Here is a 20,447-nt window from a genome sequence, read left to right as displayed (position 1 = left end):
GAGAATTATTTCGCCCCGGTAAAATCAATCACCATACGGCCAACGATAGTGCCGCTTTCCATTTCGTGGAAGATGGTGTTGATATCTTCCAGCGGACGGCGGGTGACTTTCGGCAGCACTTTACCTTCGGCAGCAAACTGGAAGGCTTCGGCCAGATCTTCGCGCGTACCAACCAGCGATCCCACCACCTGAATACCGTCCAGCACCAGGCGCGGAATGTTCAGGCTCATTGACTCCGGCGGCAGGCCAACAGCCACGATGCGCCCACCGGCGCGCATGGCATCAACCGCTGAGTTAAAGGCCGCTTTGGCAACGGCGGTCACTACTGCTGCGTGAGCACCGCCAACACGTTCCTGAATCAGTTTTGCCGCGTCTTCGTTGCGTGAGTTGATCACCATATCCGCGCCCATATCTTTGGCGAACTGCAGCTGTGAATCGTTGACGTCAACCGCAATCACCTTCGCGTTAAAGACGTTTTTAGCGTACTGCAACGCCAGGTTGCCCAGACCGCCAAGGCCGTAGATCACCAGCCATTTGCCAGGGGCGATGCCGGAGACTTTCACCGCTTTATAGGTGGTAACCCCGGCGCAGGTCACGCTGCTTGCTGCCGCAGAATCCAGACCGTCCGGCACTTTCACCGCGTAGTCCGCCACCACGATGCACTCTTCCGCCATGCCGCCGTCGGCGGTGTAGCCCGCGTTAACCACGTCACGGCACAGGGTTTCATTACCGCTGTTGCAGTATTCACAGTGGCCGCAGCCCTTGAAGAACCAGGCCACGCTGGCGCGATCGCCCGGCTTCAGGGAGGTGACGCCCGGGCCGATTTCCTTGACGACGCCTACGCCTTCGTGGCCAAGAATCACCCCGGTTTTATCACCGAAATCACCATTTTTAACATGCAGGTCGGTATGGCACACGCCACAGCAATCCATTTTTAACAGGGCTTCGCCGTGCTTGAGTGGGCGGAGGGTTTTTTCAACAACGTTCACTTTGTGATCGTGAGTGACTACAGCAGCTTTCATGCTCTACCTCTTCCGTTTAACAGGGGATAAGGGAGGGTAACGCCTGCTGTCGGTAATTTATTGATATGAATCAACGATCAACGGAGTAATCATTTGTGGGTAGGAGAATGGAGAAATCTTGAGCGGGTTGCCGTAATACAGAGCATCGGCTGTTTACATCGGCATAAAAAAGCCGCTATCCCGAAGAATGGCGGCTTAAGCTGACAAACAGACGTGTTCTCGGCTGTTTGATGCGTTTGTTGAGCGTCAGGCGGTAACGGTAACCTGATTACCATCGAATTCGACGGTTTGACCTGCCACGATTTTGCAGCGCTTGCGGGTTTCCACCGCGCCGTTGACGGTCACGTAACCGTCGGCAATCAGGGATTTAGCCATTGCGCCGCTTTCAACCCAGCCTTCCAGCTTCAACAGGTCGCAGAGATCCACATGTGGATGATCGCCAAGGGAAAAAGTTGCCATTATTCTGCTGCTCCATCATCGCTGCCTTCACAGGCCTGAAGGGTATTCTGAATCAGGGTTGCTACGGTCATTGGACCCACGCCGCCCGGCACCGGAGTGATATAGGAAGCGCGCTCGGAGGCGGTTTCAAACTCCACGTCGCCCACCACTTTGCCGCTTTCCAGGCGGTTGATGCCCACATCGATTACAATCGCGCCAGGCTTAATCCACTCGCCGGGAATAAAGCCGGGCTTGCCAACGGCAACCACCAGCAGGTCGGCGTGCTCGACGTGATGACGCAGATTTTTGGTGAAGCGGTGAGTCACCGTGGTGGTGCAGCCGGCCAGCAGCAGCTCCATGCTCATCGGGCGACCAACGATGTTTGAGGCTCCGACCACCACGGCATTCAGGCCGAAGGTGTCAATATTGTAGCGCTCCAGCAGCGTGACGATGCCGCGTGGCGTGCACGGACGCAGCTTCGGCGCGCGCTGGCACAGGCGGCCAACGTTATAAGGGTGGAAGCCGTCCACATCTTTTGCCGGAGAGATATGTTCCAGCACCTTCACGTTGTCAATGCCGGCCGGCAGCGGCAGCTGCACCAGAATACCGTCAATCGCCGGATCGTTGTTCAGTTCGGTAATCAGATCCAGCAGCTCTGCTTCGCTGGTCGTTGCGGGCAGATCGTAAGAGCGGGAGAGGAAACCGACCTCTTCACAGGCACGACGTTTGCTGCCGACATAGATTTGCGACGCCGGGTTCTCACCCACCAGAACTACGGCCAGGCCAGGTGCACGTTTACCGGCTGCCAGACGCTGCTGTACTTTTTCCGCAACCTCTTGCCGCACCTGCTGCGCAATCGTTTTACCGTCAATAATTTTTGCTACCATCAGAGAGGTGATCCATCTGTGTTGAGTTAAATCGGGGATTGGCCCTATTTTGTCAGAAGCGGGCGCTGCTGTCAGGCGGAGATTGGCAGGATATCGTTCATTACTTCGTCATCGGGTGGCGAAAGGCGGTAAAATCGTTGACTAAGCGGAGGTTGACCGTATAATCCGACCCACTCACCGTGCGCCCTTAGCTCAGCTGGATAGAGCACCGGCCTTCTAAGCCGTAGGTCACAGGTTCGAATCCTGTAGGGCGTGCCATTTTCACCTCTCCTGAAGTATCTCAAAGTCTACAAAACCCCAGTAAATCAGCCTTTCAAGCGAAATCTCGTTATCGTGACGTGTACTAACATCTATTGAAGTCTACAACCCTGTGGGGGTACATTTGGGGGTATAGTCCCGTTCAATGAAATGAGATACCCCCAAAATGAAGCTTAACGCCCGTCAGGTCGAGTCTGCCAAAGGAAAGGATAAGCCCTATAAGCTGGCTGACGGCGGCGGCCTGTATTTGCTGGTGAACCCTAACGGCGCAAAATACTGGCGGCTGAAGTACCGCGTAGCCGGTAAAGAGAAGTTGCTGGCGGTGGGGGTATATCCTGATGTGCCACTGGCCGACGCCCGGCGGCGTCGTGATGACGCAAAAAAAGTATTGGCAGCTGGTGGCGATCCGGGGCAGGAGAAGCAGGCCGAGAAACAAGCCAAAGTATTAGCCGTTCAGAACAGCTTCGAGGCGATCGCTATCGAGTGGCATGACCACAAAAAAGGCAACTGGTCAGAAGGCTATGCCTCCGACATCCTGGAATACCTCTCCAAAGACATTTTCCCCTTCATCGGTAAGCGCGCGATCAACGACATTAAACCGGCTGAGATGCTGGCCGTGCTGCGTAAGATGGAACAGCGTGGCGTGCTGGACAAGCTGAAGAAGACTAGGCAGGCCTGCAGGCAAATATTCACCCATGCGGTGATCACCGGCCGGGCAGAGAATAACCCCGTTACCGATCTCGCTGGCGCATTGAAAGCGCCGAAGCAGAAACACTTCCCTCACCTGAGCCTCGACCAGCTACCCGGCTTCCTTAATGCGCTGAGCGACTACAGCGGCAGTATGGTGACACGTTCTGCCACCAGCCTGCTGATGCTCACCGGCCTGCGGACAATCGAGCTGCGCGCCTCTGAGTGGGCTGATATCGATCTGGATAAGGACTTATGGCAGATACCTGCAGAACGTATGAAGATGCGCCGGCCGCACGTTGTGCCGCTATCCAACCAGGTGAAAGCGCTGCTGGAGGAAATCCACCAGCTCACTGGCCGCGGTAAGTATGTTTTCCCTGGCCGTAACGACGCCGGTAAGCCAATGAGTGAGGCCAGCATCAACCAGGTGATCAAACGTATTGGCTATGACGGCAAAGCCACAGGGCACGGTTTCCGGCACACCATGAGCACCATCCTGCACGAGCAGGGGTACAACACTGCCTGGATTGAAACACAGCTGGCCCACGTCGATAAAAACTCGATCCGCGGCACTTACAACCACGCCCAGTACCTGGACGGCCGCCGGGAGATGCTCCAGTGGTATGCCGACTATATGGAAGCGTTGGCGAACGGCGAAAACGTAGTTCATGGCACATTCGGAAAACGCGCTTAACTGGATGAATAGACAGTGGTAGTGGTTGATAGTAGACTTCAGTAGACGAACAAAGAATAGGCTATGTCTAGGCTGATCCCCGAAAACCCGCACACCTCTGTGGGCTGACATAGCCGCTAAATGAGAGGGCGCGAGGTGGCGATAATATGGCTGAAGAAAAATTTCAACCTTTAGATAGCGTGATACCCCTTTATCCCGTGGAAGCATTGAAAGATATAGCAAATTCAGCGAGATGGAGACTTAAAATAAAAAAAAGAACCAATGAACAAATAACTTATGTTCAAAATTTAATTTTCGAGTTAATTGAAATTTATTTCCACGAAGAGGAGGTAAAGGAGATACAAAGGCTTGAAGATGAAACCAGATCTAGTTTGATGCTTTCTTATAATGATGAAGATTTAGACCTGTATCCATTTGCTATAGAGCAGGAGCGTCATGGCTATAAAATGGTGTTCATTGGAGACAAACGCGAGTTAAACGTACCTAACTTCGAAAACATGGATGAGGTAGATGCGCTGTCTGAAGTTATCGAATGGATGAAAGATAATGAAACTGATGAAGGATTTATTGACGCGGATCCGTGCGAATACTTCTACGCGATGGCTCTTTCGATGACTGCCGACGCTGTGACATTCATTCGATCTATGGAAAGCCATCAGGATAAACTCGGAGTTTTCAAAACCAGCATGGCAATGCTACATCCCATAACTCGCGCTGCGATGAAGGCTATGAAATCGCTAAGTTATGGAGAACAAAATGAAGCAGAATATCGCTTAGAGAGGACTATCTCCTTATTGAAAGAGGAAGTTAATCAGCTTAAAAAAAACCTTGAGATTCAGTTGTTGGCTAATTCTAAAGATGAAGTTGTAAAAAAAGAAAATCTGAAAAAAGCGACTGATTCAAGACACAAAAGTAATCGCGAGGCAAAGGAAATAGTTTGTGCAGATTGGATTGTGAAGCGAGATGATTTCAAAAGTTCGGTAGTGGCTGCTGACTATTACAAGGTGTGGTTAGAAGAAAAAGGTTTTTACTATAGTCTGCTCACAGTAAGACACTGGATACTGTTGTGCGCAAAAAAACATGGCGTTAAATGGTAGGTGCTGTAGCGAAGGATGTATGCTCTACGGCGCAGACCATACGCTCTGTAGTGTATGGTTATAGAAAACATAGAGTTTTTTGTCTGAAATAGCTCCTGTTATTACAAGGTCTACGGGAGAACACTATGACTCAGACACTTATCAGGCTTCCAGAAGTTCAGCGCCGAACTGGTTACAGCAAGGCGTGGATCTACCGGCTCATGAGCCAGAAACGCTTCCCATCTGCAGTGAAAATAGGCACGCGCGCTATCGCATTTATCGAAAGTGAAGTTGATGAATGGGTAAATCAGCGCATCGCTGAGTCGCGCGGGGAGGCTGCATAATGCAAAAGAAAACCCGCACAGAGGCGGGCATTATCGAACAGGTCAGCGCCTTCGATAATACCCCCACCAGCACCAACAAACCAGCCCCGAAAAAGCACCGCGCACGCTGCTACATGATGCGCACCGGCGTGAATGGCTTCACGGAAAACGAGATTCTGCGGTACTGCCGACTGTCCAGCGCCCGCAATTATGCGACAGAGTTAGAACGTCAGCTCGATATTCGCCTGGAGCGTATCGACGAGCCGAACGGCGACGGGATCGGCAGCCACTTCCGGTACCGCATTACTTGCCGTGCTGACGTAATGCGCGTGATCCAGCTCGTTAACCGTAATGCCTCAGCTGGTGGCTATATCGGCCTGTCGCAGCTGGAAGTTAACGACATCCTGACCTTATATCCGGACGCATTCACCCCCGCTTAATCGGAGCCTGAAAAATGAAAACTGAAAATATGCCCATCACCGGGCAGGGCCTCACTCACTCTGAAAACAGCCTGGCCGATATTAACGGCAATGACTTTGCCGCTATTGTCCCGGTTACTTCTGGTCAGATTGGCGGGCGCGAAACCAGTATTGTGAGCGCTAAGGCACTGCATAAAGCGCTGGGCGTCGGGAAAGACTTCTCTTCCTGGATCACCGACCGCATCACTGATTATGGCTTTGGTATCGGGAGCGATTACGTCGTCCATAAATTGATTTCCCCAAAATTGGGGAAAAGCCCGGATAGCAAGGCTTCCAGCCCGGTTGCCGCAGGACGACCCGGCAAAGATTACCTGCTGACAATCAGCACGGCTAAAGAAATCGCAATGCTCGAGCGCAACGATCAGGGCCGTGCCGTGCGCCGGTACTTCATCCAGTGCGAGGAGGCGTTACAGCTCAGTGCGCCAGCGATAGCAGCCAAATACCGCCGCCAGCTCAAAGCGCGTATTAGTGCCGCCAACATGTTCACGCCGATGTGCGCCGCACTGGAGGCTGCCCGCGCTGAACAGGGTAAGCAGACATTGCCCCGCCACTACTCCAACGAGAGCAACATGATCGCCCGCATCGTCCTGGCTGGCCTGACGGCGAAGCAGTGGGCGCAGGTGAACGGGGTAGCCGGTGAACCGCGTGACGGCATGAATGCCGAACAGCTGGAGCACCTCACCTACCTGGAAAGCACCAACATCACGCTGATCGATATGGGCCTGCCGTATGAGCAGCGTAAGCCGGAACTGGTGCGCCTGTCACAGCGCTGGCTGGCTAAGCGACTGGGGGTTAGCCATGACTAAATCCACCGGCAGTAAAGCGACGTTCACCGCTAATAGCAGCGATATTTCGGTAATTAAGTTCGAGGGTAAGACCGTTCGCATCGTGAATGTTTATTGTGAGCCGTGGTTTGTGGCTGCTGATGTTTGTCTTTCGCTGGAAATCGGCAACCCCACCAGCGCTGTTTCCTCGCTCGATAGTGACGAGGTAATGACCCTCACTTTAACTGAGGGCCATTCTGGTCGGCGTGGCGGTGCGCGGAGCTGGAACGTGGTGGCTGAGTCTGGTTTCTACAAACTGATAGCACGCAGCAGGAAGGCCAGCACGCCCGGCACATTTGCCCACCGGTTCACTAACTGGGTATTCCGCGATGTGATCCCGTCTATCCGCAAAACAGGCGCGTATGGCGTGCCCTTCGCGTTCCTGAATGACCATAGCAAACGCAAAGCGTTATACACGACAAAGGCTAGTAAACGAGGGGTAGCGCTTCAGTCCTGTAAATCTGAGAAGGCAAGCCTGCTGGCGGAAGAAGCTAAACTGTGGCGCAAGTACCAGCCCCAGTTGCCGGAGGTTCGCGGATGATCGCCGTCCAGATGAAGGGCTTCCCGCTGGCTGGCCTGTTAACCTTTGTTAACCTTCAGACCTTAGCAAAACTTAGCCATAACCTCACAAAACCAGACATGCGGAACTTGTCAAAACTTGACATTGTTATCGGCAAAATTACGACAAATTGCGACGTTGAGAACCTGTCAAAACCTGACATCTGCCCTGCGGCGCGTTTAACAGCTTGGCTGTCAAAAGCTGTCACTACCCCCCGCAATCAGAGTGCGATATGCACGGAAATAGCAACAAATATAGATATATCAGGGCAATTTTCTATCAGTTGTAACGATAGAGGCAGGAGTTTTGAGACCAGTATGCGCTCTGGGATAGTGCAGGGCGATGAAGCGGGCGGCGCGCCTGGCGCAGCCCTCGTTGCTCAGCAGGTGGATCAGTCTTCAGCAGCGTCTGACTTTGGTGCGCGTCGTTGTAGTTCTGTACGGGCAACACTAACCAGCTGCTGGATATCCTCGCCGGCTTTCGCGCCGATCTCCTCAATGCGGGCCAGCGCGTCGAGGGACGATAGCAGCAGTGTATCCTCACGGCCTTCAAGCTGGCGGCGGGTTATTTCGCTACGCATTGCGGTAACGATGAAGCCTGCCGTTGACTCCCCGCTCTGCTTTACACACTCCATGTCGCTTAAGACATCGTGTGGCACCCGGACATTTTTTATCTGTGACTTGTTGTTGACGCTACCTGTAGCCATTGAGCCTCCTGTAATGATCGCTGGTGTCTTACATTACATTAAGGAGTGTGCATTTAAAAGCATTGACAAGGATGCACACCTATCATTAAATAGAATGCACACCTTATCCACAGGTGAAACACAGGTAAGGCACAAAACAGCGAAGCCCGGCAGTGCGCTAACACCGTCCGGGCCTCTCACCACCACCGTTAACGCAAGTAACGAGGTAGCTATGTCCGATCATACCACACCCATTTCCGGGCGGGATTCACTCACCCCGAAAAAATACCAGTACCGCTTTCTGGCGCTCTCACGCGCTGACGCCGCTGCTCGGCCGTGCCGCGTATCCATCGAGGCAGCCACGGAGCAGGAGGCGCGTCGCGCGCTGGCCCCGTTGTTCATCCTGTCACTGGCCGTCCGCTTGCCTGCAATGGAGGCTAGCAAATGACACGTCCCGTAACGCAACGCGAAATGAACGCCGTTGATGCTCTGGAGAAAATCAAAGCCATCCTTAATGCCGCGCTGTTTCTGACATCCAGCCGACATGAGAAAGACGCCCAGACAGAGCTGATTGGCATTGCAGAAGATGTTGCCACCCGCGTGCTGGAGGATCGTCAATGACCATTTACAACGACCTGAGATGCGCTGGCTTCCAAGATGAAGATCCGCACCGGCTGTATGAAATAACGAATACTGCCAATAACGCAGCTACCAACATTCTAATCGGCGTATCTGCTATTGGCTCCCTGATGTTCTGGTCTGCGGAAAACGAAGATTACAGCCCTGAACAGGCTAAAGAGGACATGTACAGCATCGGCGCAATGCTGATGCCGCTGGCCGAAGTGGTGCGCGCGCTCAGTGATAACGCTGAAAACGCCCGCTTTGCTGCCAGTGAGATGCCTAAAGGAGATCAGCATGGCTCATAAAATCACCCTGCAGCAGGCAGCCCTTCGCGCTGACCATGCCAACGTCACGTTGTTCATGCTGCGCAAAGCAATCATCGACATGGATTATCCCGATATTGAAACAGCCCTTACGATGGCCAGCAAGCTGATGGAATCAGTAACGGCCTGGCTGCTTGAGGAACAACATCAGCGGGAGAACGCACAATGAAAACTCACACTGACATCGACCAGCACAAAGCCGACCGTGAGCGTGTAGCCCGAGTGCTAAGCCGTCCGGAAATGATTTTACCCAACACTCCGGAGAACGTTTCGCGCGATCGCCTGATGCGTATCCGGGCTGGTGTCCAGCATCTGCTAAATGAGGTGGTGCCTGCTCTCGAAAATCCGTCAGAGCAGCAGGAGGTCTATCTCTGGGTTGAGGGTATCTGGAGCATTCTTCGAATTGAGCAGTTTTGCGCCATCCAGGAAGCGATTAAGCGGGGTAAAGGACTGTGAAGAATATCCTGAATTTCCCACGTAATACCTCAACCCTGAGCCGTATCACTGCCGAGGCCGTGCCGAATGGTGTGCTGATGGGCAATCGTGTGATCGGTTATGCTGCGGTGGTTCGCCAGCTCGACAAGGGGCAGTTTGATGCTCCTGTCTCTGACGGGTTTGGCATCATAGCCGAGCTGTCCCTCGCTGAGGAAATGGGCTGGTTCATTCCTACCGTTGAACAGCGCGTGATTGTCTGGCGCTGGATTGTGGCCGGTGTGTTCATCGTTGAGCAGATGAAGGAACACGGACTGTCAGATGTTCCACAGGGCGACGGCAGGACGGTTAAAGCTGCTATGTATGTTGGCCCACAAGGTGCTATCAGCATCTACCCTGCGGCGGAACGGTTCGCTCTGGCTAATCACGCTGAGCAGGTGATTTTTGAAGAGTTCACCCACGACGAGCCACTGCTGAAGGTGGTGGTTATGTATCAGTCGATGGTTGAGCCGTCACCTCATGGCGGGCTAACGCTGTCTGCTGCCGGGCGTGAAGGGCTTTACATCCTGCATGACGGGTTTATTGAACTGCTGCAAACCGAAGGTATGCCAGCAACGCCAACGGCGCACTGAGGGGAGCATATGCGAAACATCGACTTAATCAGGGAAGTAGCAAACACCGCCGCCGGGCGCTGGCCTTACGTGCTCGGGCTGGTGGGCATCACCGTACCAAAATCACCGCGCCAGCACGCCAGCTGCCCCGCCTGCGGCGGCAGTGACCGGTTCCGCTTCGACGACGGGGGCCGCGGCTCCCACTTCTGCAACCAATGCGGTGCCGGTGATGGCCTCGACCTGGTGGCGAAGGTGAATCGCTGCGATACCACCAGCGCAGCACAGATCGTCGCTGATGCGCTGGGTATTGATTACCGGGCAGCAGATACAGACCCGGCAGCCAGCGTCCGCCGGCGTGCGCAGATTGACGCAGAGCGCCAGCAGCGCGAGCAGGATCGGCAACTGCAGGACGCGGCCAGCGAAGCAGAACGCCGTGAAACGTTTGAGCGTGAGTATCAGACATTACTGAAACGTGCACGACCAGGCGTAAGTGAGTACCTCACTGCCAAAGGGCTGCCGGGGGCTTACCACCAGTGCCTGCCTGATGGCCGGATGCTGATTAGCCTGACTGATGAAACAGGTGCGGTCACCGGTGCGCAGACCATTACCCGCAGCGGCGTCAAGATGGTGCTGACCGGCTCGGTTAAATGCGGCTCATATAACGCCGTGAACGCACCTGAGCAGCCGCAGGACGTGATTATTGCAGAAGGCATGGCTACGGCGTTGACGCTCAACCTGATGCGTCCTGACGCGCTGACGGTTGCGGCCATTGATGCTGATAACCAGGTTCCGGTCGCAGAAGTGATGCGCCGCCTCCACCCAACCGCGCGGATCACGATTGCCGCAGATAACGACTGGCATTATCCGGGGGCGCTGGACGAACACGGCAAACCGAAGGTCAACACCGGCCGCCTGCGTGCCGAGATGGCCGCACGTATCGCTGGTGGGTGGGTATCACTGCCGCCGGTAGAGTACAAGGCCGACTGGGACGACTACCGCCAGCAGAACGGGCTGGAAGCGGCCACAGCGGCGTTTAATGAAAATCAGTACCAGCCACAGGATGAAACGATGAAAGCCCAGCTCAAAGCCACTGAGGGTGGCAAACCCACCGCTGACAAAGAGGAGCTGCTCAAAGCGCGGGTTGAGAGCCGCCGGGATGGCGTTTTCTGGATCACCGCTAAGGTAGATAAAGACAGCGGTGAAATCATCACTAACGAGGCCTGGCTGTGCTCCCCTCTGGAGGTGATCGGTATTGGTCGTGACGACAAAGACCAGTTCCTGATCCTGCGCTGGAAGCCTGCAGGCGCAACGACAACGACCGTACAGGCGCTGCCGCTGGCCGACATAGGGGAGCGTGAGGGCTGGCGCGTGCTTAAAGCCGGCGGCGTCAACATAACCACCAAACCCGCGATGCGCGCCACCCTGGCAGACTGGCTACAGCGCAGCGGCCCGCGTGAGATATGGCGCGTGGCGCAGGCCACAGGCTGGCAGTGTGGCGCGTACATCATGCCCGACGGCGAGATCATTGGCTCCTCGGATATGCCGGTGCTTTTTAACGGTCGCAGCTCGGCGGCGGCGGGCTACACCTGCAGGGGCACGGCTGACAGCTGGCGCACCAGCGTTGCCCGGCTGGTGGGCGGCAACTACTCGATGATGACCGGGATCGGTGCGGCGCTGGCGGCCCCGCTTATCGGGCTGACGGGCGCTGACGGGTTCGGCATCCATTTTTACGAGCAGTCGAGCGCCGGTAAGACCACCACGGCCAACGTTGCCAGCAGCCTGTACGGCAATCCCGACCAGCTGCGCCTGACCTGGTACGGCACCGCGCTGGGGCTGGCAAACGAGGCTGCCGCGCACAATGACGCGCTGATGCCGCTGGATGAAGTGGGCCAGGGGGCTGACGCCCGCAGCGTGGCGCAGTCGGCTTATGCCCTGTTTAACGGCGTGGGCAAACTGCAGGGGGCGAAGGAAGGCGGTAACCGCGACCTGAAACGCTGGCGCACCGTGGCTATCAGTACCGGCGAAATGGATCTGGAGACGTTCATATCCACCACCGGCCAGAAGGTGAAGGCCGGGCAACTGGTGCGCCTGCTTAATATCCCACTAAGTAAAGCCGTCAGGTTCCACGAACACCAGAACGGCAAACAGCACGCCGACGCGCTGAAGGATGCGTATCAGGGCCATCACGGAGCCGCCGGGCGCGCCTGGGTGAAATGGCTGGCAGACCACCAGCAACAGGCCGTTGAGGCCGTCAGGGACGCAGAGAGCCGCTGGCGTTCACTGATTCCGGCAGATTATGGTGAGCAGGTACACCGAGTGGCAGCCAGGTTCGCCATTATCGAGGCGGCCCTGATGCTGGGCCGGGTAATCACCGGCTGGGACGAGCAGACGTGTCGCGATGCCGTACAGCACAGCTTTAACGCATGGGTGCGGGAGTTTGGTACCGGGAACAAGGAGCATCAGCAGATTATCGAGCAGTGCGAGGCGTTTCTGAATGCCCACGGCCTCAGTCGCTATGCGCCGTTTCCGTATGACCCGGCAGGGATGCCCATCCGTGACCAGGCTGGTTACCGTGCGAAAGGCGCTCACGATGCTGACCCGATGATTTTCTATACCTCCCCGTCAACGTTTGAGCAGGAGATAGCGAAGGGCTTCAACGCCAAACAGTTCGCTGAGGCGCTGAAACAGGCCGGGATGCTGATGCCGCCCACCAGCGACCGGGGCTACCAGCGGAAGTCACCGCGCATTGAAGGGCGGCAAATCCGGGTATATGTGCTGAATTTCCTCCCTGAAGACAGCCAGCCAGAGTAAGGGATTTTTTATACATACGTAGTTTAGGTGTTGGTTCAGTTGGTTCAGTTGGTTCAGTGATAAAGGTTTATTGATTTATAAGGTTTTTTTCTTCTTCTCTGAACCAACACTGAACCAACAAAGGGCTGTTTTGAACCAACAACGAGTTATCGATCCTTTCCTGGATGGCCTCCCTGCTCAGTAAAACTCCTCATTCACTGCGTGACATGGCCTGCTAAATGCGGGCTTTTTCTTATCAATCATTGATCGAATGCGGATTATTCTGATATAGATTTGTAGACGGCTATAGAACGCAATAGGCGATGAAATCATAAATACGTCTGGGATAATCGCAGGAGCGATTCATGAAAAAGGTCATCTTAGTGACAATCTTGTCACTTTTTGCATTCAAAGCAACCGCAGCCAATACCCCTTGCTCTGGTAAGAAGGGCGGAATCTCGCACTGTGCCGGCGAAAAGTTCGTCTGCAATGATGGTTCAATCAGCAAGTCGAAGAAGATTTGCCGCTAGGATAAAAAATGAAGATCGGATATTTATTCCCAGCCGCATGTGGCATAGCAGGTGTGGTGCTTCTGGTATGGTTTGTCGTCAGCGTTGCGTGGATGCCAGGTAATTAGTCCGGGAGAGGCGTTAGGTTGAGGTTAGGCCGTAAAGGTGCTGTTTCATGCAGAACGCGTTGACGCCGGATCCCTCATGAACAAGAATGAAAGTATGTAATCGGCCTTTTTACTACTGATGAGGCAATGACCCAAATGGGCAAAGACAACTGCCTGACCTTAAAACTTGATGGAACTAGCCCTGACGAACTGCCCATGCATCGTCTCGGAAAGTATTTGTCTGCATTATCTGGTCTGTATGGATCGGAAGAAGCCGTTCACTTCAAGGATGTGAGCGAAGGGTCAGCATGTTTGAACACTTGGGTTGACAATCAAGCTGTATACAATGCGGTCATTGAACGCTCAATTTTGCAGGCTTCCAATTCAGGTAGCGCTTACCTGAAATTGGTAGCACTCCTTGCTCAGGATGGCTTTGAAGCAAGAATTATTAACCATAATAAAGTCACTATTTTAGAATTTCCTTCTTCTGTTGAAGAGCAACCTTTGGTTATAAGAAAGAAAGGGAAGGTTCAAGGAAAACTCTATAATGTTGGCGGTAAAGATGAGTCGGCACCAGTCAAACTGGAGGGAGCTAACGGTGAAACTTACCACTGCGAAGCCACCCCAGCTTTAGCTGCCGAGCTTGGTGCTCTACTTTTCAAGCAAGTAAGAGTTTCCGGCGAGAGTGAGTGGATTAAAAAAGATGAGAAATGGAAGCTAAAGAAATTAGTAATTGAATCTTATGAGGTCCTTGAGAAATCCAATGTGAGGGCTGCTTTCAAAGCACTTCATAACGCCCCTGGTAATCAATGGAAAGATGAAGATGATGCGCAAGCCATCTTAAAGGCTTTGAGGACGCTAAATTGCGAATAATTTTCGATACTAACATCCTGGTGCAGGCAATGACTGGCATGAAGGAAGGGTGTAAGCTCTCCGATCCTGAAAATGGGTTAGAGATACCCGATCCAGGGCGAAGGATTCAAGCATTGCTCGATATGATTGAATCCAGCGGCGGCTCAATAATAATACCAACTCCAGTCTTAGCAGAATATCTGGTTGGAATTGATAAGAGTGAACACCAAAACTATATTAGACTTATTCAAAGGAAATCTTGTTTTGAGATAGCCAGCTTTGATGAAATAGCTGCAATTGAATGCGCTCAGATGCCATCCATAAAAGAATTAAAAGCCATGATGAAATCTGATACCGCTAACAAAGTAAAGTTTGATAGGCAAATTATCTCAATAGCAAAATCTTTAAATGTTGATGAAATATGGACGCATGACATTGGTGTATTCAAGCGCTGCAAAGAAATGGGGATGATAGTTAAATCTCTTGCAGATATAGAGCCAACCCCTATCCAGGTTTTGATTGATATGGACCATGACCATCAGACTGAACTTCACTAATACTAGCGATCCGGCCACCGCGCCGGGTTTTTTCTTGTCTCCATAAAAACTTACCCCCAGTAAGTATCATGCATAACGTCATGACCATAAGAACGCACGCACAAAAGTCGCCTCTGTAAAATGCCTATATCTTATTTATAGGCATCAACGACGTGTCATGCCTATGTATGGCATGAATGACATGTTATGCCTATAAGCGTTCAATCAGTCGTTCGGCATCCTCTTCATCCAGAAGGAAAAACAGGGCAGATGGGTCTTTCAGGCGTTTTCAGCGATTATATTTTCAAAAATGACGCAGAGGGTGTTTACTGGATACGCTTGATGTTAAGTACTCCGTACTAAAACAGGAAATGAAGAGGGAACAATGAGTATTCGTTTTAAAGCATTACTCGCAGTCATTTTGTCATCGGCATGCACCGGCGCTATGGCATCAACCGATATAGCTTCAGATACAACACCTCAGATGGCCTATGAGGACATCTCTCGTTCCCTGCCTGAACTGGAACCTATTACTTTTCAGTCGAATGCAGAAAAACACAAGCTATTGGTTTTTATAGATAATAAATGTGTCTATTGCAGTTATGTCGTTAAAAACATCAAAAAATATACTGATGCAGGACTTACAATGTCATTTGTTACGGTTGCGCCCTCATCCATCAAGGACTCAGTTATTGAAGACATGGGGCGAGTCTGGTGTGCATCAGATCGCCAGAAAAGTCTTCAGAACGCGATGGCAGGTTTTTTGCCCGGCAACGATAGCTCAGAGAAATGTAAAAGCTTGGTGATTAAACAATCAGCACTGGCTGATCGGCTTGGCGTTGAGGTGACACCTGCGATAGTTGTACTGGATAAGTCCGCCCATATATTTCTTGGCAGTGTTCCCCCTGAAAAAATTCTCTCTGAACTAAAGTGAGCGGATGATAGCCAATAAAGTTTACTGGCCGCTATTCCTTCATGATGGCTTAAGCATCCCGTGAAATTCAACCCAACTTAGGATTGATGATAATTCTAAGTTGGGTTGCACAATACAACTCACTATTTCTGCATCCTGCGACTTGCCCATCATAAAACTTCAGCTTTGAGAAAATTGCGATATTCCGAATCTGAAGCCAGATGGTGCGCTATGCACATGCACATGCACGAAATCGCCCAGTCCGCACGGGCTCACCACTATCAAATCAGCCCATTCGTTCGCATTTCAATCAATTATCTTTCTCAAAACGATCTTATTTTCGTTTCATAAATTGCCATGCAAACGTTAAATTTTCAGAATGACGGTACAGATGTGAACATACGGTCGGTTGGTGGCAGACTCGCAGACAGGCGTCACATCCGATGTTAAGCCAATGGCAATGGCGCGACTCGCAGTGTCCGTGACATGTCACACAGTGCAGAACGGCGGGGGGGGTAATTATTAGCAGGGTTGCGCGTTGCCTTGTTTCACCCCTCTGCTACCATGCAAGAAAACGTTACTTTGGGGATAGGGATATGAATAAGAGAATAACAGCGGTATTAGCGATAATGACCACATTGATTAGTGGATCGGCAATTAGCGCCTTAACGGACCGTATATCGGGCACACGTGAGGCTATTTGCTATAACCATCCTGATAAGCAGATATGTGTTGACGGTATAATGGCTATGATGCGCGGAGCTAGGGCCGCAGCAGAGATTAACGCTTCTTGCGAGAAGAATCCTGCAGCTAATGCTAAAGTTGCGGAGGTTTGTAAAGAGGCTAAAGACGCACTGGATTGGATCGGTTCAAACTAAAAAAAGTATTGTCATTCAAACCAAGCTACCTACCAATTTCTGCCCTGCGAAAGCGGGGCTTTTTTAAATCCATTTCATTTCATTTTATGCAACAAATCCTTGAATCATTGCATTTTTTGAAATAAATTTAAGCTGTATAAATAAACAGTGAGAGCATGCAATGGCCTATAATCCGAACTTCAAACCCGTCCTACTGACCGCCGCGCAGATGGAAGCGATTAAACGCATCCAGCAGCAGCAGCGTGATAGCTCGATGCTGAATGCTGCGCCAACAATCAGCGCGATAGCTCGTGGGCTGATTGATAAAGCGCTTAAGCACATGGAGGTGTAGCAATGGAGCAATTACAGCGCCTTGCCGATGAAATAGCAGAAACCTACATTACGCAGCTCATCAGAGAAACCGGCAGTTCGTTCATTGAGTACAACAATGTGCGTGGTGAAGTCGTAAAAACTTTCCTTGCTTCAGGCCTTTTAGATAACGCAGTTAACGCTGCAAAGTCCTTGCTGGGAGCTGCCAGTTATGAAAATGAGGCATACAAGATGCTGGTGGGCCTTATTAGCTTTAACGGCCCCAACCGGACTATTACAGAGCAGGGGATCAAAGTTATCAGCCTGATGAATCGTAAAGCCCTTTCCAAAAAAAAACCAACCCTTCAATAAGGCGGAAAAATGTCCGGTTCATATAATGCAGGATCTATATTCTATGATGTGGATATGGACACCCACAAACTTATTGAGGCCCGGCGCCGCGTAGACGCAGCCCTGAATGGTATCGGCGGTAGCATGGGTAGGCTTGAGGCCAATATTAATCGTACTGAACGCGCCGTTGACTCAGCCAGCCGCACAATGTCCAGCCTAAGTTCCGTGGCTAAAGGTTTATTGGCAGCGCTCTCTATCCAGCAGGTGGGTGCGTACGCTGACGCCTGGACCGTTCTGAATAATAAGGTCGCTAACTCCGTTAAGCAGGGAGAACAGCAGGCTGAGGTTATGCAGCGTATCTTCGATATTTCGCAGGCTACACAGTCCAGCCTGAACGGTACCGCAACCCTATATGCGCGTCTGGAACGAGGCACTCGACTGTATAACACCAGCGCGGAAGACCTAACAAAGCTCACGACGATCATCAACCAAGGGTTCGCAGTTTCTGGCGCAACGGCGCAGGAAGCAGAAAACGCCATCGTCCAACTGTCACAAGGTCTTGCTGCTGGCGCGCTACGTGGTGAAGAATTCAACTCTGTGTCAGAGCAGGGTAGCCGCCTTACAATCGCACTGGCTGATTCCCTCGGTGTTACGCTGGGGCAACTGCGCGCTATGGCCGCTGAAGGGAAGCTCACTACTGAGGTTATCGTAAATGGGCTGTTGTCGCAGGGAGATGCGATCGGTAAAGAATTTGCTAAAACCACTGTTACCATTTCTCAGGGACTGCTGGTGGCCGGTAACAACGTGAATAAGTTCTTCGGTGAAAACTCCACGGTGAAGTCTTTCGCTGCTGGCTTTCGCGATTCAATAATCACCATTTCAGAAAATATGGAAATGCTTAGTGGTGCGTTAATTGCCGCCGCAGCGGTGATGGGCGGCCGATTTACTGGTGCGATGGTAATGGCAACCGCTTCACAGGTATCGAGGGTCAGAACTACTATCCAAAGTATTGCTGCTACCAGACAGGCAGCGCAGCAGGAGGCAGCAGCCGCAGCAGTGACATTGAGAAAAGCTGACGCGGATAAAGCCGCTGCTCTTTCTGCTCTTAATCTGGCAACGGCTGAATACAACATTGCCAGAGGATCGGCGGCAGAGGCGATTGCTCTTGAAAACGTCATCAGACTTCGTGGGATTTATGTAGCAACTGCTGCTGAGGCAGCGTTAGCTAACAATGCGCTGGCCGCGTCACAGGCAAAAGTTGCGGCTACGGGCATTAACCTTTCAAATACTATGAAGGTCATCAATACCGTCACCGCCCCGCTGGGTGGCCCTATTGGTGTTTTGGCGATCGTTGCTGCTGGTTGGTATCTGTATGCGCAAAGGCAAGCTGAGGCTAGAAAGGAGTCGATCGCATTCGCGGACACTCTTCCTAACGTCATCCAAAAACTAAAAGAGATGAATCTCGCCCAGGCACAAGGTGTCCGCGCCGATACTATTACGTCTTTAAAAAATCAGAAAGAAGAGATTACTGAACTTGAGTCTCACATTTCCGATTTAAACGAAAAGTACAAAGCGCGAATTGCTCTCGCAAAGCCGATGGGGCTGACTGATGAAAAAAATAACGGACATCTGCGAATTGCCAATGACCTTACCCTTGAACTGGCTAAAGCAAACCGAGACCTCGCTGGAAAAAATGCAACTTTAAACCAAACAAACGATGCCCTTAAGTTGATAAATATTCAGGTCAATAAAGGTATCGTCGATCAGATGAAGGCCGCGCGCGACAACGCTCTGGCAGTAGCTGAGGCGGAAAAACAGGCCTCTTTCCTGGGCGGAACACAGTCTTTTCTGTCCGAAAAACTGGGGCAGTCTACCCAAGCGCTGAAGGCATTCAATTCTGAAAGCCTGAAGATTAACTGGGGTGGCACAGAGGGTGAGAAGCTCATCAAGCAGGCTGAGCGCCGGCTTGCTCTCTCAAAACTTGAAGGTGAAGCAAAAGCCCGGCTGCAGGCTAAATATGACGCTGAGGATGCAAAGGTTACAGATCCTCTGGCTATCAAAAAGCTGCAAGATAATTACGCTGCTACCGAAAAGAATACCCAAGCCCGCAAAGACCAGACAAAAGAAGACAACGCCGCAACATCTGCAGCAAATAAGCTGGCGAACCAGCATGAGGCCGTCGCACAGAAGCTGGCCAGCCTGCAGCAGCAAGCAGCACTGACCGCTGATTCAACGCAGGAGCTTACCCGTGCACAGGCCATCCAGCGTGCCGGGGAGTCACTGGGCAGTGCCGCAACACCGGGGCAGGTCAAGCAGGCACAGGATTACGCCGCCGCCATCTGGGATACAGCCGCTGCCATCAAGGCGCGCAACGCTGTTCCGGAGCTGAAAGAAAACGCCGACTACACTGCGCAGAAATCGCAGCTGGAGGTGCTGAAGAACGCGACGGATGCCAACGGTAAGCTGCTGCTCAGCCAAGATCAGTACAACCAGGCATCTGAACAGTTGGAGCAGGACCATCAGGACAAGCTGGCACAGATACGTGCCGGGAAGGTTGTCACGCCACAGCAGCAATCAGCGGGGATGGTGGACCCGGTACAGGCACTGGCTAACGAACAGGCGCGTAAGCTGGCCTTAATCCAGGCGTTCGAGAAGAATAAAACCCTGACGCAGGATCAGGCGCTGGCGTTGCGCAATGCCGCTGAAACGCAGTACGAACAGCAGCGGATTGCGGCACAGTGGGAGATATGGCGCAACCAGAGCGCCGGTAATGAGGCGTTGGCTGCTTCATTCGACGCTCTGGCCGGTAATGCCTCCAACGCGCTGACGGGCATGATTACCGGCAGCATGAGCGCCAGTGAAGCGATGCGGTCACTTGGCTCCACCGTGCTAAACAGCCTGGTAAACACGTTCGTGCAAATGGGTGTGGAGTGGGTCAAGTCGGCGGTTATGGGCTCAGCTGCGCAGCAGGCCGGAGTTGCGGCATCGACCGCTACGCAGATCGGCGGTATCGCTGCCACTACCGCAGCCAGCACGACGGCGGCCGGCGCCACTATGGCTGCATGGCTCCCCGCTGCTCTGGTTGCCTCTGTGGGGTCCTTCGGCGCCGCGGCAATTGTCGGAGGCGCCGCCCTGGCCAGTGCTTTTGCGTTGTCTAAAGTCATGGGACGTAAAAACGGCGGTCAGGTCAGTGCTGGTGGCCTGTATGAGTTCGGCGAGGGTAATCTTGATCTTACCCAGCAATAGTGGACACGAGACTAAGTGAGTAAACTCTTAACCAGAGGTGACTCATATGACAAAACCA

At 52.5% G+C, this 20,447-nt stretch carries 25 protein-coding genes, 1 tRNA gene and 1 pseudogene; 23 read left to right on the top strand and 4 right to left on the bottom strand.

Annotated elements, in window-relative coordinates; all coding sequences use genetic code 11:
- Positions 1–5 precede the first annotated feature (5 nt).
- The 3 genes from adhP to folD form a co-directional block, all read right to left on the bottom strand.
- Positions 6–1,022 carry an alcohol dehydrogenase AdhP gene (gene adhP / locus OMR58_RS16275; RefSeq protein WP_105590892.1) on the bottom strand — a complete coding sequence of 339 codons (1,017 nt, stop codon included), beginning with the start codon at positions 1,020–1,022 and terminating at the stop codon, positions 6–8.
- Positions 1,023–1,268: 246 nt separating this feature from the next.
- Positions 1,269–1,481, bottom strand: coding sequence for a ribosome-associated protein YbcJ (gene ybcJ / locus OMR58_RS16270; RefSeq protein WP_105590893.1), 213 nt, complete (start codon positions 1,479–1,481; stop codon positions 1,269–1,271).
- Positions 1,481–2,347, bottom strand: a complete 867-nt coding sequence (gene folD / locus OMR58_RS16265) for a bifunctional methylenetetrahydrofolate dehydrogenase/methenyltetrahydrofolate cyclohydrolase FolD (RefSeq protein ID WP_105590894.1) — start codon at positions 2,345–2,347, stop codon at positions 1,481–1,483. The genes ybcJ and folD overlap by 1 nt, the downstream gene beginning before the upstream one ends.
- A gap of 181 nt (positions 2,348–2,528) precedes the next feature.
- On the opposite strand from folD, the gene OMR58_RS16260 reads away from it, so the two are divergent.
- The 7 genes from OMR58_RS16260 (at position 2,529) to OMR58_RS16230 (ending at position 7,229) form a co-directional block, all read left to right on the top strand.
- Positions 2,529–2,605: transfer RNA gene (locus OMR58_RS16260), tRNA-Arg, on the top strand.
- 166 nt (positions 2,606–2,771) lie between these two features.
- Complete coding sequence (locus OMR58_RS16255; protein ID WP_264546418.1) at positions 2,772–3,986, top strand: tyrosine-type recombinase/integrase; 1,215 nt, start codon at positions 2,772–2,774, stop codon at positions 3,984–3,986.
- A gap of 146 nt (positions 3,987–4,132) precedes the next feature.
- Positions 4,133–5,083: a hypothetical protein gene (locus tag OMR58_RS16250; protein WP_264546417.1), complete on the top strand. Its 951-nt coding sequence runs from the start codon at positions 4,133–4,135 to the stop codon at positions 5,081–5,083.
- A 125-nt stretch (positions 5,084–5,208) separates the two neighbouring features.
- Entirely contained in the window at positions 5,209–5,406 is a 198-nt protein-coding gene (locus tag OMR58_RS16245) for a helix-turn-helix transcriptional regulator (RefSeq protein ID WP_205065475.1), read from the top strand.
- Positions 5,406–5,825 carry a hypothetical protein gene (locus OMR58_RS16240; RefSeq protein WP_205065474.1) on the top strand — a complete coding sequence of 140 codons (420 nt, stop codon included), beginning with the start codon at positions 5,406–5,408 and terminating at the stop codon, positions 5,823–5,825. Before OMR58_RS16245 ends, OMR58_RS16240 begins: the two co-directional genes overlap by 1 nt.
- Positions 5,826–5,854: 29 nt before the next feature.
- Positions 5,855–6,670 (top strand): antA/AntB antirepressor family protein, encoded by an 816-nt coding sequence (locus OMR58_RS16235; protein ID WP_264546518.1) that lies wholly within the window; start codon positions 5,855–5,857, stop codon positions 6,668–6,670.
- Positions 6,663–7,229, top strand: coding sequence for a BRO-N domain-containing protein (locus OMR58_RS16230; RefSeq protein ID WP_264546416.1), 567 nt, complete (start codon positions 6,663–6,665; stop codon positions 7,227–7,229). Before OMR58_RS16235 ends, OMR58_RS16230 begins: the two co-directional genes overlap by 8 nt.
- A 409-nt stretch (positions 7,230–7,638) precedes the next feature.
- On the opposite strand, the gene OMR58_RS16225 is transcribed toward OMR58_RS16230, so the two are convergent.
- On the bottom strand, positions 7,639–7,953 hold the full coding sequence (locus tag OMR58_RS16225; RefSeq protein ID WP_205065471.1) for a YlcI/YnfO family protein: 315 nt from the start codon (positions 7,951–7,953) through the stop codon (positions 7,639–7,641).
- Positions 7,954–8,164: 211 nt separating this feature from the next.
- Between OMR58_RS16225 and OMR58_RS16220 the strand changes: the two genes are divergently transcribed.
- The 16 genes and pseudogenes from OMR58_RS16220 to OMR58_RS16145 all read left to right on the top strand — a co-directional run.
- The gene (locus OMR58_RS16220) at positions 8,165–8,380 is read left to right on the top strand and encodes a host cell division inhibitor Icd-like protein (RefSeq protein ID WP_205065470.1); all 216 of its coding nucleotides are present in this window, start codon (positions 8,165–8,167) and stop codon (positions 8,378–8,380) included.
- Entirely contained in the window at positions 8,377–8,553 is a 177-nt protein-coding gene (locus tag OMR58_RS16215; protein ID WP_205065469.1) for a hypothetical protein, read from the top strand. The genes OMR58_RS16220 and OMR58_RS16215 overlap by 4 nt, the downstream gene beginning before the upstream one ends.
- Positions 8,550–8,858 carry a ubiquinol-cytochrome C reductase gene (locus OMR58_RS16210; RefSeq protein WP_205065468.1) on the top strand — a complete coding sequence of 103 codons (309 nt, stop codon included), beginning with the start codon at positions 8,550–8,552 and terminating at the stop codon, positions 8,856–8,858. The genes OMR58_RS16215 and OMR58_RS16210 overlap by 4 nt, the downstream gene beginning before the upstream one ends.
- Positions 8,848–9,045: a hypothetical protein gene (locus OMR58_RS16205; RefSeq protein ID WP_264546415.1), complete on the top strand. Its 198-nt coding sequence runs from the start codon at positions 8,848–8,850 to the stop codon at positions 9,043–9,045. The genes OMR58_RS16210 and OMR58_RS16205 overlap by 11 nt, the downstream gene beginning before the upstream one ends.
- Positions 9,042–9,332, top strand: coding sequence for a hypothetical protein (locus OMR58_RS16200; protein ID WP_264546414.1), 291 nt, complete (start codon positions 9,042–9,044; stop codon positions 9,330–9,332). Before OMR58_RS16205 ends, OMR58_RS16200 begins: the two co-directional genes overlap by 4 nt.
- The gene (locus OMR58_RS16195) at positions 9,329–9,940 is read left to right on the top strand and encodes a hypothetical protein (RefSeq protein ID WP_264546413.1); all 612 of its coding nucleotides are present in this window, start codon (positions 9,329–9,331) and stop codon (positions 9,938–9,940) included. The genes OMR58_RS16200 and OMR58_RS16195 overlap by 4 nt, the downstream gene beginning before the upstream one ends.
- A 9-nt stretch (positions 9,941–9,949) precedes the next feature.
- On the top strand, positions 9,950–12,730 hold the full coding sequence (locus OMR58_RS16190; RefSeq protein WP_264546412.1) for a TOPRIM and DUF927 domain-containing protein: 2,781 nt from the start codon (positions 9,950–9,952) through the stop codon (positions 12,728–12,730).
- A gap of 344 nt (positions 12,731–13,074) precedes the next feature.
- Complete coding sequence (locus OMR58_RS16185) at positions 13,075–13,239, top strand: YdcA family protein (RefSeq protein WP_205065463.1); 165 nt, start codon at positions 13,075–13,077, stop codon at positions 13,237–13,239.
- A gap of 8 nt (positions 13,240–13,247) precedes the next feature.
- Positions 13,248–13,346: a YoaK family small membrane protein gene (locus OMR58_RS16180; protein ID WP_264546411.1), complete on the top strand. Its 99-nt coding sequence runs from the start codon at positions 13,248–13,250 to the stop codon at positions 13,344–13,346.
- A gap of 126 nt (positions 13,347–13,472) precedes the next feature.
- Positions 13,473–14,198 carry a hypothetical protein gene (locus OMR58_RS16175; protein WP_264546410.1) on the top strand — a complete coding sequence of 242 codons (726 nt, stop codon included), beginning with the start codon at positions 13,473–13,475 and terminating at the stop codon, positions 14,196–14,198.
- A gap of 29 nt (positions 14,199–14,227) precedes the next feature.
- Positions 14,228–14,734, top strand: coding sequence for a VapC toxin family PIN domain ribonuclease (locus OMR58_RS16170; RefSeq protein ID WP_239552994.1), 507 nt, complete (start codon positions 14,228–14,230; stop codon positions 14,732–14,734).
- A 364-nt stretch (positions 14,735–15,098) separates the two neighbouring features.
- Positions 15,099–15,647, top strand: a complete 549-nt coding sequence (locus OMR58_RS16165) for a thioredoxin fold domain-containing protein (protein ID WP_205065460.1) — start codon at positions 15,099–15,101, stop codon at positions 15,645–15,647.
- Positions 15,648–16,222: 575 nt separating this feature from the next.
- Positions 16,223–16,504, top strand: coding sequence for a hypothetical protein (locus tag OMR58_RS16160; protein WP_264546409.1), 282 nt, complete (start codon positions 16,223–16,225; stop codon positions 16,502–16,504).
- Between the two features lie 160 nt (positions 16,505–16,664).
- Positions 16,665–16,835 carry a hypothetical protein gene (locus OMR58_RS16155; RefSeq protein WP_205065644.1) on the top strand — a complete coding sequence of 57 codons (171 nt, stop codon included), beginning with the start codon at positions 16,665–16,667 and terminating at the stop codon, positions 16,833–16,835.
- Between the two features lie 2 nt (positions 16,836–16,837).
- Positions 16,838–17,164: a hypothetical protein gene (locus OMR58_RS16150; protein ID WP_264546408.1), complete on the top strand. Its 327-nt coding sequence runs from the start codon at positions 16,838–16,840 to the stop codon at positions 17,162–17,164.
- Positions 17,165–17,173: 9 nt separating this feature from the next.
- Positions 17,174–20,362, top strand: a pseudogene (locus OMR58_RS16145) (tape measure protein); the annotation flags it as partial.
- Positions 20,363–20,447: the final 85 nt, after the last annotated feature.

The sequence above is a fragment of the Erwinia sp. INIA01 genome (genome assembly GCF_025947915.1).
In the GTDB taxonomy this organism is placed as follows: domain Bacteria; phylum Pseudomonadota; class Gammaproteobacteria; order Enterobacterales; family Enterobacteriaceae; genus Erwinia; species Erwinia coffeiphila.
Note: the sequence above shows the minus strand (reverse complement) of the source record. Positions and strands in the feature narration are given on the sequence as shown.

Excerpts from the sequence above, each read along its gene's own strand:
- OMR58_RS16225 (WP_205065471.1), bottom strand. The coding sequence starts at position 7,953 with ATGGCTACAGGTAGCGTCAACAACAAGTCACAGATAAAAAATGTCCGG.
- OMR58_RS16235 (WP_264546518.1), top strand. The coding sequence starts at position 5,855 with ATGCCCATCACCGGGCAGGGCCTCACTCACTCTGAAAACAGCCTGGCC.
- OMR58_RS16255 (WP_264546418.1), top strand. The coding sequence starts at position 2,772 with ATGAAGCTTAACGCCCGTCAGGTCGAGTCTGCCAAAGGAAAGGATAAG.
- OMR58_RS16185 (WP_205065463.1), top strand. The coding sequence starts at position 13,075 with ATGAAAAAGGTCATCTTAGTGACAATCTTGTCACTTTTTGCATTCAAA.
- OMR58_RS16180 (WP_264546411.1), top strand. The coding sequence starts at position 13,248 with ATGAAGATCGGATATTTATTCCCAGCCGCATGTGGCATAGCAGGTGTG.
- OMR58_RS16175 (WP_264546410.1), top strand. The coding sequence starts at position 13,473 with ATGACCCAAATGGGCAAAGACAACTGCCTGACCTTAAAACTTGATGGA.
- OMR58_RS16205 (WP_264546415.1), top strand. The coding sequence starts at position 8,848 with ATGGCTCATAAAATCACCCTGCAGCAGGCAGCCCTTCGCGCTGACCAT.
- OMR58_RS16240 (WP_205065474.1), top strand. The coding sequence starts at position 5,406 with ATGCAAAAGAAAACCCGCACAGAGGCGGGCATTATCGAACAGGTCAGC.
- folD (WP_105590894.1), bottom strand. The coding sequence starts at position 2,347 with ATGGTAGCAAAAATTATTGACGGTAAAACGATTGCGCAGCAGGTGCGG.
- OMR58_RS16160 (WP_264546409.1), top strand. The coding sequence starts at position 16,223 with ATGAATAAGAGAATAACAGCGGTATTAGCGATAATGACCACATTGATT.
- OMR58_RS16210 (WP_205065468.1), top strand. The coding sequence starts at position 8,550 with ATGACCATTTACAACGACCTGAGATGCGCTGGCTTCCAAGATGAAGAT.
- OMR58_RS16190 (WP_264546412.1), top strand. The coding sequence starts at position 9,950 with ATGCGAAACATCGACTTAATCAGGGAAGTAGCAAACACCGCCGCCGGG.
- OMR58_RS16230 (WP_264546416.1), top strand. The coding sequence starts at position 6,663 with ATGACTAAATCCACCGGCAGTAAAGCGACGTTCACCGCTAATAGCAGC.
- ybcJ (WP_105590893.1), bottom strand. The coding sequence starts at position 1,481 with ATGGCAACTTTTTCCCTTGGCGATCATCCACATGTGGATCTCTGCGAC.
- OMR58_RS16250 (WP_264546417.1), top strand. The coding sequence starts at position 4,133 with ATGGCTGAAGAAAAATTTCAACCTTTAGATAGCGTGATACCCCTTTAT.
- OMR58_RS16150 (WP_264546408.1), top strand. The coding sequence starts at position 16,838 with ATGGAGCAATTACAGCGCCTTGCCGATGAAATAGCAGAAACCTACATT.
- OMR58_RS16155 (WP_205065644.1), top strand. The coding sequence starts at position 16,665 with ATGGCCTATAATCCGAACTTCAAACCCGTCCTACTGACCGCCGCGCAG.
- adhP (WP_105590892.1), bottom strand. The coding sequence starts at position 1,022 with ATGAAAGCTGCTGTAGTCACTCACGATCACAAAGTGAACGTTGTTGAA.
- OMR58_RS16165 (WP_205065460.1), top strand. The coding sequence starts at position 15,099 with ATGAGTATTCGTTTTAAAGCATTACTCGCAGTCATTTTGTCATCGGCA.
- OMR58_RS16220 (WP_205065470.1), top strand. The coding sequence starts at position 8,165 with ATGTCCGATCATACCACACCCATTTCCGGGCGGGATTCACTCACCCCG.
- OMR58_RS16245 (WP_205065475.1), top strand. The coding sequence starts at position 5,209 with ATGACTCAGACACTTATCAGGCTTCCAGAAGTTCAGCGCCGAACTGGT.
- OMR58_RS16215 (WP_205065469.1), top strand. The coding sequence starts at position 8,377 with ATGACACGTCCCGTAACGCAACGCGAAATGAACGCCGTTGATGCTCTG.
- OMR58_RS16170 (WP_239552994.1), top strand. The coding sequence starts at position 14,228 with ATGACTGGCATGAAGGAAGGGTGTAAGCTCTCCGATCCTGAAAATGGG.
- OMR58_RS16200 (WP_264546414.1), top strand. The coding sequence starts at position 9,042 with ATGAAAACTCACACTGACATCGACCAGCACAAAGCCGACCGTGAGCGT.